Source organism: Tolypothrix campylonemoides VB511288_2 (genome assembly GCF_045999855.1).
GTDB lineage: Bacteria > Cyanobacteriota > Cyanobacteriia > Cyanobacteriales > Nostocaceae > Scytonema > Scytonema bouteillei_A.
On sequence record NZ_JBFPMW010000005.1, the window covers coordinates 598,689 to 615,077 of the forward strand.

The following is a 16,389-nucleotide window of genomic DNA, read 5'->3' on the forward strand; positions in this document are numbered from 1 at the left end:
TACCTAAAGTCAAGACTTCGCCTCATATCAGTCTGTTCCTCTCAATCTAAACCATCTCAGACTGTGGAATCTACACCAGAATGCAAAAGATCTAACTTAAGAGAGTTGTTAAAAAAGCGAGAATACTGATTTTTGCTATTGTAGCAAAGCTATCAGCTATTCTCCTAAATCTGTAGGTAATATTAAAAAAAATCAAGAAATCTGGTATTTGAGACACACATAGTGTATTCAATCCCAACACTTGATGATGAAACTTAATATTAGAGAGGAAGACTACTAGTGACAGCACTACTTAAACTTGCACAAAGCTCTGATGAATCTTTATTGATTGACTTTTTCCAAGAATCAGTTGGGATGTGGCGGTCCGAACGGCGTTACTACACACTACCGAATGGAGAAACCAAAGAAGTCGTAAGTATAATTACTATAAAGTTTTTAACCCCAGGATGCGAGGAATTGCAAAAACTAGCTCAAATGCACGATTTGCCAGAAACAGTTAGTTTGAGATGTGGTGCTGAAGTCACTTGGGAAAGTGCCAATTCCGCGACAGGAAGGAAAGAGTCTAATGGTTCAACGCTGTTTGGTGCATTGGGAAACATTTTGTATCGCGATCGCGGTTTTGCAACAACGAAGCCCATTACTGCTGAATATCACTTCCCAAACCCCAAAACTTTATGTCTGAGAACAGAGTACAACGGTTCAGTATTTGAGGAAGAGTTAAAGCTGATAGGTAGCAAATACCGCACGCGTCAGTCAATTATCTCTCGTGCAGGCGAACAAGTTATGATCGGTCAGTATTTGGAAAAGAGAATAGATTAGCGAAGAGGGCAGCTATGCTGAAATATACGTAGGGCGGTATTTTCCCGCCCTACAGTACTACCAGCTAAATACAGACAATTTACACCTCGCGACTATAGTTTTATTTTTTATTTTACCTACTGATTTTGTATCACCAAAGCTATCTATTTAGGTATTATTATTTAATTGTAAATTTTTGATTTTAAATTTAAATTTTTACTTTTGAATTTGGAAAAAAACCTAGAGAAAAGTCCACATTCCAGAAAATAAAGTGCAAAGTAGGGGAACGGTATCCTGTTTTTTAGGAGGACTTATTTAATGGGTAAATTCTTTCTTCCTCCTCTTCCCCCAGACGATCAGCCATCGCGAAGCATACACCTTGATGTGTTGCTTCACAGACAGCTAGAAGAAACCATTTGCCAGAAGTTTTACAAAGCTTGCGGTCCGATAATGCGATTTTTGTTGTCGAGTTGTCACTGGTATTTCACAATTAACGCTGGTACATTAACGCTGCTCATTATCTGCTATGACTTAGAAAGTTACTGGCATATCGCGAATGTTGTTCCCGATATTTTTAAAAAATTAAAACTATTTTCTAATAGTGCCAAAATCCGCTTGTGTCCCCCTACAGACAAGGGAGTTCCTTGGGAAGTTGGGATGGATGAAGTATAAGTGGCAGATTGAGATTGAGTAAAAATTGGGGCTTTAGGTGCTAATTATCTTCAATAGAAATTCTACGTCTGGTTGGGTTACACTTTATTTAACCCAACCTACCATAACGAAAAGTAAAAGAAAGTTTTCTTGTTCAAACGTATTTGTGCTTGGTAGGATCGTATCAACATCGGTCTCAATTACCAACTAATTTGGTAAAAATATGCCAAGAAAAGAACAAGGATGGATTACGTTTCAAACCTCCGAGGAGGAGAGAAAGATTTTAGAGGAATTTTGCCAACAGTCTCAGCGCACCAAAACAGAAATTTTGCGGGAATTAGTGCGGAGTCTCAACGAACAGTCTTCTGTATCAACATCACGACCAACTCAGCGTCGGGGAAAAGACGATGCTTGGGGTAGTGAAGTCAGCCCTAAGATAGATGTTGTAGGTCAGAAAAAACCTTTAAAAGTCAGCTCTCGAAATATTTTAAAAGGAGTTGTCAAACGAGTTATTACAGGAGCCGTAAATACTGAGGTTACACTAGAGATTGTTCATAAAGTTGAACTTACCTCAATTATCACCCGAGTATCAGCAGATGAGTTGGAACTGACAGAGGGTAAAGAGGCTTATGCCGTAATCAAGTCTAATGATATTGTGATTGCAAGCGAATAAGCTTGAGCTTATTATTTTTGTAACTTTTATACAAAATTAAGCCAGAAAGATTGCATGAAATTCTGCCCGTCTAATATATTAGGACGGGCTGAGAGCCCATCCTACTATGAATGTAGATAGGGTATTTTTTATTTGGAAGTCACTCAACTCCAGAACAGTCAAAATTGCGGATTTTGACTATGATTCAACCTTAACCCCTCTCCAAAAGGCAATATAACCTTCAATATTCTTTGCCTTATCCTTAGCACTAGGATAGTACCAAGCAGCATCCTTATTAAGTTGTCCGTCAACTTCAATGCTGTAGTAACTAGCAACACCCTTCCAAGGGCAAGTTGTATGGGTGTCGCTTTCCTTAAAGTATTCCTTATTGACTGCGCTCGGGGGGAAGTAATGGTTGCCTTCCACAACTACAGTGTCATTGCTTTCGGCTATAACAGCACCATTCCAGATTGCTTTGGGCATAAGTGGCGATCGCTCTTTACTTTACACCTTAATAATAGGGGAAAGTTGGTAGTCCTGTGTTTTTCAATCTGGTGAGCTTGAGTACTACATACTAGAGTTTAAGCAATTTAGGATTGCAGTAGGAGCATCTTAGTATCAGTTGTCAATTGATGTGGATGTTGAAGTGTTTCGCAGCAAGCGATACCCTCTTCTTCGTAAGTTATATGTGATTGTAAAAGAGGAGCACCCAGCTCGACAAGCAGGAGAAGCATACGCAAATTTGCTGCTAACTGCTGAAGGTCAAAAACTGTTGGAAAACTCTGGATATGCTAGCTTGTACGACTCTATAACTAAGTAGGTTAAGCTGGTTAACCTTATAGCTTTAATGCAAAACCAAGTGGAAGCATCGCGAAATAACGGTGTTTTTGCAACACCCTTAAGTAGTAGTCTCAATGTCTATCAAGTGCGCTCGGCTATTAAACACGTGAAGAAATGTTTGAGACAGGAAATAAGCTAATCGCCACAGTAACCAAGTATTATTGAAACATATCGCAATACACTGACAATCATGCATGACTTTGCAATTCAACCTAAAACGTTACGCGAAGCTTGGGAGCAAGGTTTGCAGCAGGGATTAACCCAGGTTGCACTCAATATGTTGAGGGAAGGTATTGATTTAGCTCTAGTAACAAAGCTAACTGGACTCCCACTAGAAAAAGTTAAGAATTTGTTGTCTGATGATAACGACAATTCTCAAACACTAGTAAAAGATTTTCTTGAGTTGAGTGAGTCATCACTTAACAAAGTTTGGCTCACTCCAGAGGAAGACGAAGCGTGGAAGGATCTATAGAAAATTTAGGCAAAGGCGATGTTATCTCAGTACCTTTTCCATTTTCAGATGCATCTGCCACTAAGAGAAGACCTGCCTTGATAATAGCAGAATCAGATAGTAACAATATCATGGTCTGTCCTATCACCAGTAAACCGGGCAGAGACTATGAAATTAAGTTGGAAGACCAAGACTTCAGGATTGGTAAACTAAACTTAAGCCCTTGCTTTATTCGCCCTAATATCATCGCGACAGTTGACAAAAGTAACGTCATTAAGCAAATGGGCAGATTGAAGGACGAAAAAATGAATGAAGTTATTAAGACAATTATTGAAATCCTTCAAAAGCCGTTTGAGCCTTCACCATCAACATCAAAAGCTTTGGAAAGAGGCAAAAATCCAAAATCACAGACAAGGTAATATGTACTGTAGCTTCTCTTCCTGGGCTGTGATTAGTTACAATTAGCGTGCAGGCAAGATGCCTTTTTTGTAAGAAAGCGATTTATGTATCAGTCTCCCACTTTAGAACAAGCGCTAAAACACCACTTTGGTTATGACACCTTCCGCCTCGGACAACGGCAAATCATCGAACAAGCGCTCTTAAATCGGGATTTACTGATCGTTATGCCCACTGGTGGGGGAAAATCGTTGTGTTTTCAACTTCCCGCACTCTTGAAAAAAGGTGTCACTGTTGTTGTGTCGCCACTTATAGCTTTGATGCAAGACCAAGTGGAAGCATTGCGAAATAACGGTGTTTCTGCAACCTTCCTAAACAGCAGCCTCAATGCCTATCAGGTGCGATCGCGTGAAGAAGCCCTGCTCCAAGGTAAGATAAAACTACTCTACGTTGCGCCAGAACGTCTGGTCAGCGAAAGATTTCTGCCTTTACTCGATCTTGTCCATCACAAAGTTGGTATTTCTGCCTTTGCAATTGACGAAGCGCATTGTGTTTCTGAGTGGGGACATGACTTTCGCCCGGAGTACCGCCAACTTAAGTTATTACGCCAACGCTACCCAGATATACCTGTCTCCGCCCTAACTGCGACAGCAACCGATCGCGTCCGCGCTGATATCATCCAACAATTAGGGTTAAACCAACCCAACATCCACATTTCTAGCTTTAACCGCACCAACCTTTACTACGAAGTCCGTTCTAAAACAAAATCTGCTTACGCAGAATTGTTGGAACTGATTCGAGAAACAGATGGTTCGGGAATCATCTATTGCTTAACCCGCAAAAAAGTTGATGAACTGACTCTAAAACTCCAGCATGAGAAAATTGCTGCCTTACCATATCATGCTGGATTAACTGATGAAGAACGCAATCAAAATCAAACTCGGTTTATTCGCGATGACGTGCGCGTTATCGTAGCAACAATTGCCTTTGGGATGGGAATTAATAAACCAGATGTCCGGTTTGTGGTTCACTTTGATTTACCCCGCAACATAGAAAGTTATTATCAAGAATCAGGTAGGGCGGGAAGAGATGGAGAAACATCTCGCTGTCTGCTTTTTTATAACTTTAGTGATGTCAAAACTATAGAGTGGAGTATCAATCAAAAAACCGACCCTCAAGAACAATTGATTGCCAAACAACAACTGCGGCAAATGATAGATTATGCTGAAGGAACAGTTTGCCGCCGAACAATTCAATTGGGTTACTTTGGAGAAAGGTTTGCAGGCAATTGTGGAAATTGCGATAACTGTCGGTATCCCAAGCCAGAGCAAGATTGGACTATCGAAGCCATGAAATTTTTATCTTGTGTGGCTCGATGCAAAGAAAAGTATGGAATGGGTCATATTATAGATGTGTTGCGAGGTGCAAAAACACAGAAAATTATCCAAAACGGACACGATAAACTCTCCACTTATGGGATTGGTAAAGATAGAGGTTTAGATGAATGGCGAATGCTAGGGCGTTCTTTGTTGCATAAAGGTTTTTTAGAACAAACAAGTGATGGTTACGCAGTCTTAAAACTAAATGCCTTAAGTTGGGAAATAATGCGCCGACAGCGAACAGTGACTGTTGCTATTCCAGTCGCACAAAGAGTACCCTTAACAGATAGGGATGCAAAAGCAGCAGAGGTGGATTTACTGTTGCAAAAATTGCGATCGCTTCGCAAACAAATTGCAGATGCTCAATCTGTAGCACCTTACGTCATCTTTTCTGACTCTACATTAAGATTAATGGCACAGAGCCAACCTAAAAGTTTATTAGAATTTAGTAAACTTTCTGGGGTAGCCAGTCATAAAGTCTCGCAATACGGAGACCAATTTCTAGCAGCAATTCGTGCTTACCATCAAAAACAAGGTTTGCTGGAAAAGAAACTGAATTCTACACCGTCTGACGAATTACCTATAGGGACAGAACTACAAACATTGCAATTGCACCAGCAAGGTTTGAGTGTTGCAGAAATTGCGAAAAAACGCAACCTTCGCCCAAGAACCATTATCGATCACCTTTGCAATCTCATTGAGAAGAAGCAGCCAATAGATTTAAATTTATTGGTTAGTGTAGAGAAGCAGCAAAAAATTTTACAAGTATTGGAAATTTTAGGAGATGTTCCTCTAACACCTATTAAAGAGTATCTTGGCGATCGCTATAGTTTTGATGAAATTCGTCTTGTAAAGATAACCTGGCGGTGTAGAGGTAAGAGGTAATATTATTCTGGATTAATATTCTTTACAATTCCAATCGCCTGTATTTTTTCAAAATTTGGATGTTCCCTCTACCGTCAGCATCACTGTTCTCTGGATTCAAATCTTAGCAACAGCAAGCGGAGTGCGATCGACTTTTCTATTAAAAAGAATGCGCGGTCTTAACAAAATTTTCAATATCAACAGCAAAGAACCCAACTCTCCCGGTACGTTGTTGCGCTTCCACTGTCCGGGACGACAAAATAACATTTCCACAAGGCGGCGTTGTTGGAGTAAGCTGACTGATTCAAACCTAACTCTCACGGTCGGAAATTCATTTTTCAACCCAATCCACTCAACTCGTGCATCTAGCAGTAAGTTTTCTTCGACAATTTCTACTTTTACAGGTCTATTTTCAACTAAATCAAAGGGAGGTTTCTGATTGAGAGCAACTTCTATCCCTCCTTCTGAAATCATTCTGGATACTCCCCAAAGGTTTCGCTCTCCAAAATGTAAGCGAAGAACCCGTCTTAAATCAAACCATTCATATGTGTCTAATTTAGGTGCATCCAGTAATACCAGAAGAGAAATAGCAATTGTTATTAAATTATAAGCGCTCCAATACCAACCCAAGCTGATACCTTTGACTTGTAAATCTAGTTCTGGTGGGACTGTTGTAGTCCAAGAACTACCTGTCACAAACATTGTTAAATTGCAACACAAGCCAAAGGCGGTAGCAATGAATAAAATAATCAGAGGAATTGCCAATTGCCAGTTGTAGTAGTATCTATAAATTGTTTTTCCTTTTGGCGTGACTTTAAATCCTCTAGCAAAAGGATTCAACATCACTTTTATCTGATTTAATGCAAGGGGAAAACACAAAATTAGAGAATAAATATCTGATAGTAAAGCAGAGCGCGAGCGATAATTCAACCAAGAAAAAACTGCAAAATTTATTATATAAACAGGTAAGTAGAAATATATAATTTCGACTGCGGTTGCATGAATGGGAATGACACCTAAAAATAAATAGGCAAGTGGTATCAAGAGGAAATAAACACGCGCAATACTGCTAGAATGGTTCAACAATCCTTCCAAATGACCCAATCGTTGAATGAAAGTCAGTCCGGGAATTGTTAAAGGATTGGATTTAATAAAAAATGCTTGCAATGTACCCCGCGCCCAACGCATTCGCTGAGTTACGTAAGCACTTATGTTTTCCGCCGCTAAACCTGCACTCAATTGTTCGTTGAGATAAATTAAATTGTAGCCTTTTGCAGAAAGACTTATTCCCGTGAAATAGTCTTCGCTTAAGGAATCTGTCACGAACCCACCGACACTTTCTAATGCGCTGCGTCGAACAATAAAGGAAGTCCCACAACAAACTACGCTCCCTGCTGCATCACGAATGGGTTGAAGTTGACGGTAAAATCCTTCTTCGTCTGGAGTGAGAATATTTTCTAAACCAAGGTTGCGGGATATAGGATCGGCATTATAAAAACTTTGAGGTGTTTGCACGAGTGCTGTGTTTTCATCTTGAAAAAAGCCAACTGTGCGGGTAAGAAAATTTTTAGTCGGTACAAAATCTGCATCAAAAACAACAATGAGTTCGCCATCAGTTTGAGCTATAGCATGATTTAAATTTCCCGCTTTGGCATATTTATTATCAGAACGTGTTATACATTCACATCCTAATTCTTCAGCTAATTTTTTCATTTCCGGACGTTTAGTATCATCCAGAATATAGATTTTTTTATTAGTGTATTCTAGTGCTTGGCAACCAATAATTGTACGCCGCAAAATAAAAACGGGTTCATTATAGGTTGGTATCAAAATATCAACAGATGGTGTAAAGATTCCTTGAATAACAGCGATCGATTTTCTAGTTGCTTCCTGACGGCGATCTTTGACATTAAGCATTAGAAACAACTGAATAATTGTATTCAGGAGCGCGAACATTTCAAAAAAGAATAGCCCCAAGCTAAAAACGCCTACGAGGGGATTGGCTAAATTGAGCGTGGAAAGCGAGCGCCACACAATGTAACGCAAGGTCAAGCACAGCAGAACTCCTACCACAAACCTTCGAGACCAAGCTTGAGGTTGGGGAGAAATTTTTACGATCGCCAAAACAGATAACAATAGCAACACAGTGGGTGCTAGTAAATACTGCTTTGGTACCATTGGTACTTGTAACCAGGTTGGCGGGTACTTTTGCCATTCATAAATCTTGGCAAAAATATGAGTGATTACCTCATCGCCTGCAAACCAGGCTGCAATGACAGCACTAAATAAGACAAAGATGCTTAATAAAAAAAATGTAACAGTGTGGATTTGGAAACCTCTCTGGCGAACGAGTTGGAGGCTGTATTTACTCAATTTTGTAATTATCATTTTGAAATACCCTAACAATGACCAGTGAGGAGTGACCTATTATAAGCGATCGCCAACCAGTAACTAGTGACCCGTTAGTCCCCATACTTGTGAATCAACTTCTTTTTTTTCCATAAACACAGTTTTGGAGCTTGTACGACTTTACGCTTGGTCAAGTGTGGTTAATTCTTGAGTGCAATACAATTGTAAATATTTGATATACTTTACAACAAATTACAAAGAATATGCAACAAAAATCGATAAATGACTTACCAGGATGGGGACGCTATGAAAAATCCACTCTTTGAATCTTTTGGTCTAATTCATTAATTGTAAGGATATGCTAGAGCCCTAGGTTGAAAAAGCATTAGAGTATTTCTCAAAAATTCTCAGGCTGCATTCATTTAACTGCTGAAAATACGGTTTAAAGTAAGCTTAGCAAGAAATTTGAGGAGCGGTACTCGATAAGCCCTACGTAGCTTACGCTTTGCCATCGCTCCCCTTAAAGTAGCTGAATACACAATAGGGTGTGTTTTATGATTGCAAAAAAAAACGAAATTAGAGTGTTTGCCCTCAACAGGTTTGTGTAAAAAGGTATTCTATGGAGTTAGCAGATTTTCTTGGTCTTGTCCATCCAGCGATCGCAGTCTTTTTCGTATTTCCTCTGATTGGCATGGTAGTTAACTTTGCATGGCAAACACGTCAGCGACGCCTGGAATCCAAAAATTCACAGAAAAGCAAGATTCCACCTGTAGTGGGAGTAGAACACAGACAGCTTGGCAATTGGCTGACAGGCGCAGTTGTAGGATTGGTGTTGATAGGGCTTGCTTATCCAATTGGGAAAAACATTATTAAAAATCAATTGTGGAGTAAAGATGCTTTCCAAGTTGCTTTTATTCTTATAATGTTTGCGGTTACAATTACCTCTTTAGTCTTCCTGTATCGTGTCAAGCAACCACTATGGCGGGGAGTCTTTGCTACTTTAACTGGTGCGGGTATAGTTATTCTTGGCTATCAGGATGGAGTCTTTCGCCGTGACAATGAATGGTACTGGTCTCATTACTACTACGGAATAACTGCTGCTTTGCTCATGATTTTTTCTTTAGCAATTGTTCCTGATATCTATAAAGATAGATCGAATCGTTGGCGCACAGTCCACACAATTTTAAATTGCGTTGCCTTGTTACTGTTTATCGGACAAGGTATAACGGGTACAAGAGACTTACTAGAAATTCCTTTAAGTTGGCAAGAGCCTTACATTTATCAGTGCGATTTTGCTAATAAAACCTGTCCGAAATAGCTGATGACGGGAGGAATGGGGACTAATCTCTAAATCGGCAAATAGCCAATCGGAACATAAGAAGAAATAGCTGAATCTTCATAAGATATCCACAAAGCTTGCGGATAATGGTTTCTGCTACCTAATACCGCTTGGAAACAGGTAGGTAAAAGATAGTTGCTTGGAACGAAGCCCAGTTCGGGCTTTTTCAATACAAAATCCTAAATCCAAAATAGTAAGACGAATTCTATTGATAAAACTTATGTTGAGACTCTATCACGTTCTCTTTGGTGCTCTTGTCGTTTCAGTATTAACACCACTTGGCTTGATACAAGCTTTCTCTAAATTTTCTGCCAATCGTAAATTGCAGCAACCTACAGTTGTACAAGCAACTGCTGCTAACTCACAAGCAACTCAAAGCAATATCTGGAAGACAATCTTAGGAAAAACGAGCGCTCCATCAGGCTGGAGTGTTTCACCATGTGAGGGAACTGCACCTTTACTCTGTGTATCTTCGCAAGAAAAAGTTTTGGGTACGGTTGAGATGGGTGTTTATACTTTGGACAAACTACCGAATTTTCAAAAAATGTTGGTACAGGCTGGTCTTCCAGCAAATTCCAAAATAGATTACCAAGACCCGAAGAACCAAAACCAGGTAACCTCAGCACTGAAGCTTTGGACCTCTGAGCGCTATAGTATTTTGGCAAAAGATCGTAACAAAGAGTATGGTAACAAAATTACCTTCTCATCCCAGCCCCCTCAAACAGTACAAGTCGGTCAACTCAAAGGAGTGTATTATGGATTTGCAGGGCTGAAAAAACAAGGTGGATCTCATGAAGAACATCGCGGTTATGTTGCCTTTGACGGTAAAGCCCTTTATGTGATGACAACTGCCTTCGATACAGCCTCAACAACAGGAAAGTTTGACAAACTAGAAAATTTCCGGAATTTTGAACCTCATATGCCTGTCATAGTACAAGGACTCAAATTACCTAAGTAAGGGCACGGCGTTGCCGTGCCTTCACGGAAAAAGAACAAGCACATCACCTGTATAAATATACGTAACTAACAGGGGTTTAAAAACCAGCCATTGGGTTGATTTCAGGTGACTTTTTGGAAGAATTAAATTTCAGCAAATGCTCGTTCAATGAGACGGCGTGCTAATGTTTGCGTCCCTGTATGCTCGTAGTAGTTGGTTGAAACATCCAGGAATGCAGCTAAATAGTCCAGATTGTCATCCGCAACATCAAGGAAGCTTTGCAAGTTGCGAGCAACCTTTTGTGGTGTCAAGCCATTAGAAGCAACCAAACCGCTCATCCAACCCTTGACGGAGTCAAAGCTTTCTCCAATAAAGTTCAGTTTTCCGCGAGAATCACCACCGGGAATTGCGTCTTGAATGTTTTGGTAAGTAGCATTCTGTTCCAATTCTTGGGGGTTTGTTTGGCTAATGCTAGATAATGCACTACTAATAAAGTCCGGACCAAGAGGTAGTAAGCCATCTACACAAACTAAAGCAACCATGCGAATCAGTGACTCACCACTATATTCACCCAAAGAAGCAACAAAATCTCCAATACTATCTCCGGGAATCCCGTTAATTTGGCAGAAAGCCACCAACTCAGCAACTAACTTTAGACATAAATCAATAGTTTGGGCTCTATCAGATTTGGGAGTCACTTTGTTGAGAAAACCAAAAAGAGGAATTTTTTCACCGACTTTATTTGCCAATGCTGCTGCACCAAGGGCTCTATCTGTGCTGTCAACAGTTTGATAGAGCCACATTGCGCGTTGGTATCCTTGAGAGCGATCGTTGTAGAGATAAATTGCTCTTTCACCAATCGCTTGAATTAAGCTGTCATCAGTTTCGCCAGTTACAGTTTTGATGGTATTGACAAATCCAACCACATTCTGCCATTGACCCGGAGCCACGAAATCGAGCGAATTCAACATTGACACTGTCAAACCGCCGGTTGGTAGTTCATCAACCAGTTCAAAAATCGGTTTAGCCACGAAACACTCCTTGTTGTTATGTAGTTTTGTTAATTGCTAATTGCTAATTGCTAATTGCTAATCGTTCATAGTGTCATCAGTTATCAGCCACCAGCCATCAGCCATTAGCTATTAGCCATCAGCCTCATTTCAGTTTTGCCAAACCATCAAGGTTAAACTTTTGTATCCATGCTTCGCGATCGCTAGCTGTGAATGACGGGTCACGGGAAATTACTTTAACTTGATAGCGATTGTTAACTAATACTGATGTTTGAGTATTCCCCAATTGACGAGCGGGATAACCGGCTATTTTTGTGGTGCTATTTGAGTAGGTAGCAGCCGAACCAGGAACACTCGTTGTATCAGAAACAGCTAACATTGCTATATCTTTACCGTTTTGCTTCAACTTAGCCTCAGCGAAGCCTTTTTTCTCTTGGGTGAAGATTCGTTGGTAACCCGCACCGGCGGATGGGAAGAATTTGTTAAATTCGCTACCTTGAGTTGCTTCTTTAGCAACAGCTTGACCGCTTTTTTGCTTGCTACTTTCTTGCTGTACTTGATCGAATCGTCCGGGGGCTTTCGTTGCACACCCCGTTGTAAATAGTAACAAACATAACAATAAAGCAACTAATACTCTACGGACACGAGGGAACATCATCTTTGCCTCCTCCATATGCTTAACCTACAAGCAATTAATTATCTGCGTTCTTGTAGTGTTTACCTGAAAAATTTACTTTCTAATAACTTTTGAGGACAACTACCCTAAGGTAGGAACGAGGGATTGGGGATTAGGGGTTAAGGGTTGGGGGAAAACCCAATACCCCTTTATTTTTAATTATTGCGATATGCTATGACAGCGTAGAATGGATCTCCCCCTCCAACACCGAGCCACTGTAGTAGATTGGGAGCTGTTGACTGGCGTGCAATCACTTCTGGAGGGGAAAAGCCCGGTACAGAAGAGAAGTAACTTTTTACTAGTGCAACGCGACTCGCTTCATTACCCTCGCGCCATGCTTGAATTGCTTTTTGGAAAAACATTCGGTTGGAAAAGCTGACAATTGCTACACCACCCGGTTTCAGAATGCGGTGAATTTCTGAAAAAATTGCCTCTGGATATTGTAAGTACTGGACGGAAACACAGTTGAGTACAGCATCAAAATTTGCATCTGGTAAAGGAAGTTGGGGATTTTCGTTGAGATTCTGTACGAAGTAATGATTTAACCGTGGATTGCGTTGTAGTTCCTCAGCATTCAGCCCATGTCCTTCTACATGGTCAAATTCCATCTCTTCTGGGAGATGGGAGACCCAACTACTCATCATGTCAAAGATGCGGGTGTTGGGTTTGAGTCGCTCGCGGTACAACTCACTCAGCTGTTGAATAAAACCTTCATCCACGTGAGTCACGAAGCGGGGGTATTCATAAAACAGCTTGTCATCTGTACTGTCTAGCTTGTCACGTTGCTCTGGTTTTAATGGCATAAATGTTTTTTCAAGTCAGTTATTATGTGTGGAACAATTTTGATACCACAATACGTATTCTATAAATAGATACAAAAACTAAAGGAGCCAAACAAAGATTTGGCTGATTTTGATTCAATGTTATTTAAAACACAGTCTGTTGCTCGAAAGAGGGTTTTCATCGAGTTTTTACCGAGTTTACCTTATATAAGCTTGTTAATTTGGACACTTCCGCTACTGTTCTTGAACTCAGGACAAGATAGCTTGATGGCACACGATGAAGGGCTTTATGCTTGGCGATCGCGTTTCATGCTAGAGTCAGGAGACTGGATACATCCATGGTCAACGCCCCACCACAAAACCCCAGGTCCCTACTGGTTAATAGCCAGTGCCTATACTTTGTTCGGAATTCATGAAACTAGCGTGCGATTGCCAAGTGCGATCGCGGGAATCCTGAGCGTACTACTTTTATATGAGATCGGCAAAATTCTCTTAGGGAAAAAAGTGGCTTGGTTAGCTGCTGCGATTTTAAGTGTCGAATTCCTCTGGTTGCAGTACAGTCGTTTGGGTACACCGGATGTACCTACGATTTTCTTGGTACTTTTGGCTATTTGGTCTTTCTTAAAAGCAGAATTACATCCCCGATCCCGCTTTAGTTGGAGTTTTCTTGCTGGTTTAAGTTTTGGTTTGGGCTTCTTAGTCAGAAGCTTCATGATTGTCTTACCTATCGTTGCTTTGCTACCTTACCTAATTTGGGAGCATCGCCGACATCGTCATCTGAGCAACCCAATGTTGTACTTGGGATTTACCGTGGGTTTAATTCCTACTGGGATCTGGCTTTGGCTCAACTTTCAACACTATGGTAAAAACAGTTTTGTAGAATTAATCAATTTTGTGATTAATTTAAGTTCTGGCGAACGGAATAATAACGGGTTGGAGTTTTATTTCTGGAATTTACCAGTGCGAGCATTTCCCTGGTTTTTTGTGAGTCTTCTGGGCTTGGGCGTAGTTATGCGCCGTCCCGTTCCTCGCCACCATCTCATCCTTGTTGGTTTTCCTCTCACTTTATTAGTGGAACTGACTCTTTTCCCGACTCGCTTACCTCACTACAGTCTCGCCCTCTATCCGTTCATCGCTTTACTGGCTGCTGTTGGTTTGAATTGGTTGGGTAAAGGATATACTAATTTTCGATTAGTCACGGAGCCTGACAAAGGAACGAGACAAACTACGCAGAGAATCCCCCCCTCTCCCTCTCTCCCCCTTCCCCCCTATCCCCAGAGGGGACCCCGAGTTCCCCCCTCTTCCCTAGCCCGCAATCTCAGTTATACCTTTGGTGGATTGGGTGTTGTACTCTTAATAGCAGGTGTTGTGGCTTTTACTATCGGTGATGCAGAAGTTCGCAAGTACGCTGCTATGGTATTGGTATTGGGAATGGGTTGGCTGATTTTGCCTGCAATTTGGATTGCTCGTTACCATTACGGTCAAAAGTATTTCACAGTTCGCTATTGGATCGCAGGGTGGTTAATTCCTGCTTGGTTGACTTTGGCTGTCGCTGGTAGTACTGGTATCATAGGCGACTATAACCCAGATTTGAAATCTTTTATTCGTCAACCTGAGATTGCTCAAGTTTTGTCTTCTTCACCCGTTCATTTTGTCCAAACGGGTGGCAAAATTGCTGTTTTGCTTAATTTCTACACCCCCCATCACGGACAGAAGGTACAAAAAGTTTCTGAACTTCCGGCTGCTAGCTACGCTTGGATTCCTACAAAAAATATGACTTCAGTATCTCAGCCTTATCGTATTTTGGGTACCGTGCAAAAGGTAAATCTAATTCAACTTCTGAATAAAGATAAGCTAAAAGAAAAATAGCTATTGTTGAAACAAAACTATGCAGCAGTCTAACTTCCGATTAGACCGTGATTTTCTTCGTCAACTTCTTACACTAGTTGCGATCTTGACCGCTTTTGTAGTGAATGTTATCTCTAATATCTTTCCACTCAATGGGCTAAGTATTGGTGAAATTTCTAATACATTATTTAAAAATGTTCTCATTATTCCTGCTAACTATGCCTTTGCAATATGGGGTTTGATCTATCTAGGTTTGTTTGCCTTTGCAGTTTATCAATTTCTTCCCAATCAAAAACAAGACCAAGATTTACGCAATATAGGTTATTTACTGGTCGTTGCCAGTTTAGCACAAAGTATTTGGGTATATCTTTTTCTAGGTAGACTCTTTTTGCTTTCAGCAGTCGCAATGTTAGGGATTCTGCTACCCCTAATTTTTGCCTACGTGCAATTGGACATTGGTAAACATCCTGTATCTCGTATCAAAAAGTGGTGCGTACACTTTCCTATTAGTATTTATCTGGGATGGATTAGTGTAGCTAAAATTGTGAATGTGGCTTGCGCTTTGTATGCCCAAAATTGGGATGGAGGGGGAATTTCTGCGGAAGTATGGACGTCGATTTTGTTGATAGTAGCAGCGGTTGTTGCTACAGCGATCGCCATTCAGCATCAAGACAGCGCTTATACGGGGGTTACTATTTGGGCATTGGTTGCTGTTGGTGTTAAAAATTGGGATAAAGCAACTGTCAGAAATTTGGCAATAGTTTTAGCGATCGCTCTTGTTATTCTGATTGTTAGTAGAGTCTTACTGAAAAAAAAAGCTGAGGGCTGAGGACAAAAGCCAAAACTAAAAAAACTTGCTGACTAAGCAGCTAAAACCAGGTAATATTGGGCTGGTTAGCTCATCCTGTTGATATAGGGTAACTATAAGCTTTAGCACCGCATTCTGACGGCGGTAAATCTCAACTGTTTGGTCTTTAAGGTTCACAATCCAATATTCATGAACGCCCTGCACTGAGTACAACTTTAGCTTGGCTTCTCTGTCCCGTCTTTCATTTGCTTTACCTGGAGATAAAACTTCAACGACCAACTCCGGCGCAGCTGTGAGATGTCCTGCTTCATCTAGCAATCTTTCCAAACGTTCCTGACTTACCCAAACAATATCGGGGATGACATTATCTGATTCTGAAAAAACAATCCCTGGGGTAACTGCAGGTTGACCCAAACCACTCTCATCCGACCATAGCTTCAGTACAGTTCCAATATTGATGCAAACAGCTTGATGCTTCCAATCGGGTGCTCTGGTCACAAACAATTCTCCGTCAATAATTTCGTAGCGATTGACGCGATCGCCCTCAAAAATTTCCAAGTCATAAGTTGTCCAACGGACTGGATAGGTGGTGGCTGACTGCATGGAACC

General features: G+C 40.8%; 17 protein-coding genes. 11 read left to right on the top strand and 6 right to left on the bottom strand.

All coding sequences use genetic code 11. The annotated features are described in order from the left end of the window. Positions 1-279: 279 nt before the first annotated feature. From AB0756_RS19000 to AB0756_RS19010, 3 genes are all read left to right on the top strand, one after another. Positions 280-819 carry a phycobiliprotein lyase gene (locus tag AB0756_RS19000; RefSeq protein ID WP_038083774.1) on the top strand — a complete coding sequence of 180 codons (540 nt, stop codon included), beginning with the start codon at positions 280-282 and terminating at the stop codon, positions 817-819. Positions 820-1,116: 297 nt separating this feature from the next. Then, on the top strand, positions 1,117-1,470 hold the full coding sequence (locus tag AB0756_RS19005) for a hypothetical protein (RefSeq protein WP_050045908.1): 354 nt from the start codon (positions 1,117-1,119) through the stop codon (positions 1,468-1,470). A 202-nt stretch (positions 1,471-1,672) separates the two neighbouring features. Next, complete coding sequence (locus AB0756_RS19010) at positions 1,673-2,122, top strand: TOBE domain-containing protein (protein WP_038083777.1); 450 nt, start codon at positions 1,673-1,675, stop codon at positions 2,120-2,122. A 177-nt stretch (positions 2,123-2,299) separates the two neighbouring features. Here the strand turns inward: AB0756_RS19010 and AB0756_RS19015 are convergent, their stop codons facing one another. Then, a complete protein-coding gene (locus AB0756_RS19015) occupies positions 2,300-2,584 on the bottom strand; it encodes a DUF427 domain-containing protein (protein ID WP_038083782.1) in 285 nt (94 codons plus the stop codon). Between the two features lie 139 nt (positions 2,585-2,723). Between AB0756_RS19015 and AB0756_RS19020 the strand changes: the two genes are divergently transcribed. From AB0756_RS19020 to recQ, 4 genes are all read left to right on the top strand, one after another. Further along, positions 2,724-2,921 (top strand): type 2 periplasmic-binding domain-containing protein, encoded by a 198-nt coding sequence (locus AB0756_RS19020; RefSeq protein ID WP_137986314.1) that lies wholly within the window; start codon positions 2,724-2,726, stop codon positions 2,919-2,921. Between the two features lie 210 nt (positions 2,922-3,131). Then, positions 3,132-3,413, top strand: coding sequence for a hypothetical protein (locus tag AB0756_RS19025; protein ID WP_038083784.1), 282 nt, complete (start codon positions 3,132-3,134; stop codon positions 3,411-3,413). Further along, positions 3,398-3,811 (top strand): type II toxin-antitoxin system PemK/MazF family toxin, encoded by a 414-nt coding sequence (locus AB0756_RS19030; protein WP_038083786.1) that lies wholly within the window; start codon positions 3,398-3,400, stop codon positions 3,809-3,811. Before AB0756_RS19025 ends, AB0756_RS19030 begins: the two co-directional genes overlap by 16 nt. An 84-nt stretch (positions 3,812-3,895) precedes the next feature. Further along, positions 3,896-6,052: a DNA helicase RecQ gene (gene recQ / locus AB0756_RS19035; protein ID WP_038083788.1), complete on the top strand. Its 2,157-nt coding sequence runs from the start codon at positions 3,896-3,898 to the stop codon at positions 6,050-6,052. A gap of 96 nt (positions 6,053-6,148) precedes the next feature. Here the strand turns inward: recQ and AB0756_RS19040 are convergent, their stop codons facing one another. Continuing rightward, the gene (locus AB0756_RS19040) at positions 6,149-8,419 is read right to left on the bottom strand and encodes a glycosyltransferase (protein WP_038083955.1); all 2,271 of its coding nucleotides are present in this window, start codon (positions 8,417-8,419) and stop codon (positions 6,149-6,151) included. Between the two features lie 580 nt (positions 8,420-8,999). Between AB0756_RS19040 and AB0756_RS19045 the strand changes: the two genes are divergently transcribed. Together AB0756_RS19045 and AB0756_RS19050 are read left to right on the top strand one after the other, a co-directional pair. Continuing rightward, on the top strand, positions 9,000-9,698 hold the full coding sequence (locus AB0756_RS19045) for a DUF4079 domain-containing protein (RefSeq protein WP_038083789.1): 699 nt from the start codon (positions 9,000-9,002) through the stop codon (positions 9,696-9,698). Between the two features lie 241 nt (positions 9,699-9,939). After that, entirely contained in the window at positions 9,940-10,677 is a 738-nt protein-coding gene (locus tag AB0756_RS19050) for a hypothetical protein (protein ID WP_038083790.1), read from the top strand. Positions 10,678-10,799: 122 nt separating this feature from the next. Here the strand turns inward: AB0756_RS19050 and AB0756_RS19055 are convergent, their stop codons facing one another. The 3 genes from AB0756_RS19055 to AB0756_RS19065 form a co-directional block, all read right to left on the bottom strand. Continuing rightward, entirely contained in the window at positions 10,800-11,687 is an 888-nt protein-coding gene (locus AB0756_RS19055; protein WP_038083791.1) for a hypothetical protein, read from the bottom strand. Between the two features lie 124 nt (positions 11,688-11,811). Next, positions 11,812-12,324: a hypothetical protein gene (locus tag AB0756_RS19060; protein WP_038083958.1), complete on the bottom strand. Its 513-nt coding sequence runs from the start codon at positions 12,322-12,324 to the stop codon at positions 11,812-11,814. Positions 12,325-12,497: 173 nt separating this feature from the next. Further along, the gene (locus tag AB0756_RS19065) at positions 12,498-13,145 is read right to left on the bottom strand and encodes a class I SAM-dependent methyltransferase (RefSeq protein ID WP_038083792.1); all 648 of its coding nucleotides are present in this window, start codon (positions 13,143-13,145) and stop codon (positions 12,498-12,500) included. 117 nt (positions 13,146-13,262) lie between these two features. Here AB0756_RS19065 and AB0756_RS19070 point away from each other — a divergent pair, with 117 nt between their 5' ends. Then, the gene (locus tag AB0756_RS19070; RefSeq protein WP_050045906.1) at positions 13,263-14,993 is read left to right on the top strand and encodes an ArnT family glycosyltransferase; all 1,731 of its coding nucleotides are present in this window, start codon (positions 13,263-13,265) and stop codon (positions 14,991-14,993) included. A 19-nt stretch (positions 14,994-15,012) separates the two neighbouring features. After that, on the top strand, positions 15,013-15,801 hold the full coding sequence (locus AB0756_RS19075) for a hypothetical protein (RefSeq protein WP_038083794.1): 789 nt from the start codon (positions 15,013-15,015) through the stop codon (positions 15,799-15,801). A 15-nt stretch (positions 15,802-15,816) separates the two neighbouring features. On the opposite strand, the gene AB0756_RS19080 is transcribed toward AB0756_RS19075, so the two are convergent. Then, positions 15,817-16,383, bottom strand: coding sequence for a Uma2 family endonuclease (locus AB0756_RS19080; RefSeq protein ID WP_038083795.1), 567 nt, complete (start codon positions 16,381-16,383; stop codon positions 15,817-15,819). Positions 16,384-16,389: the final 6 nt, after the last annotated feature.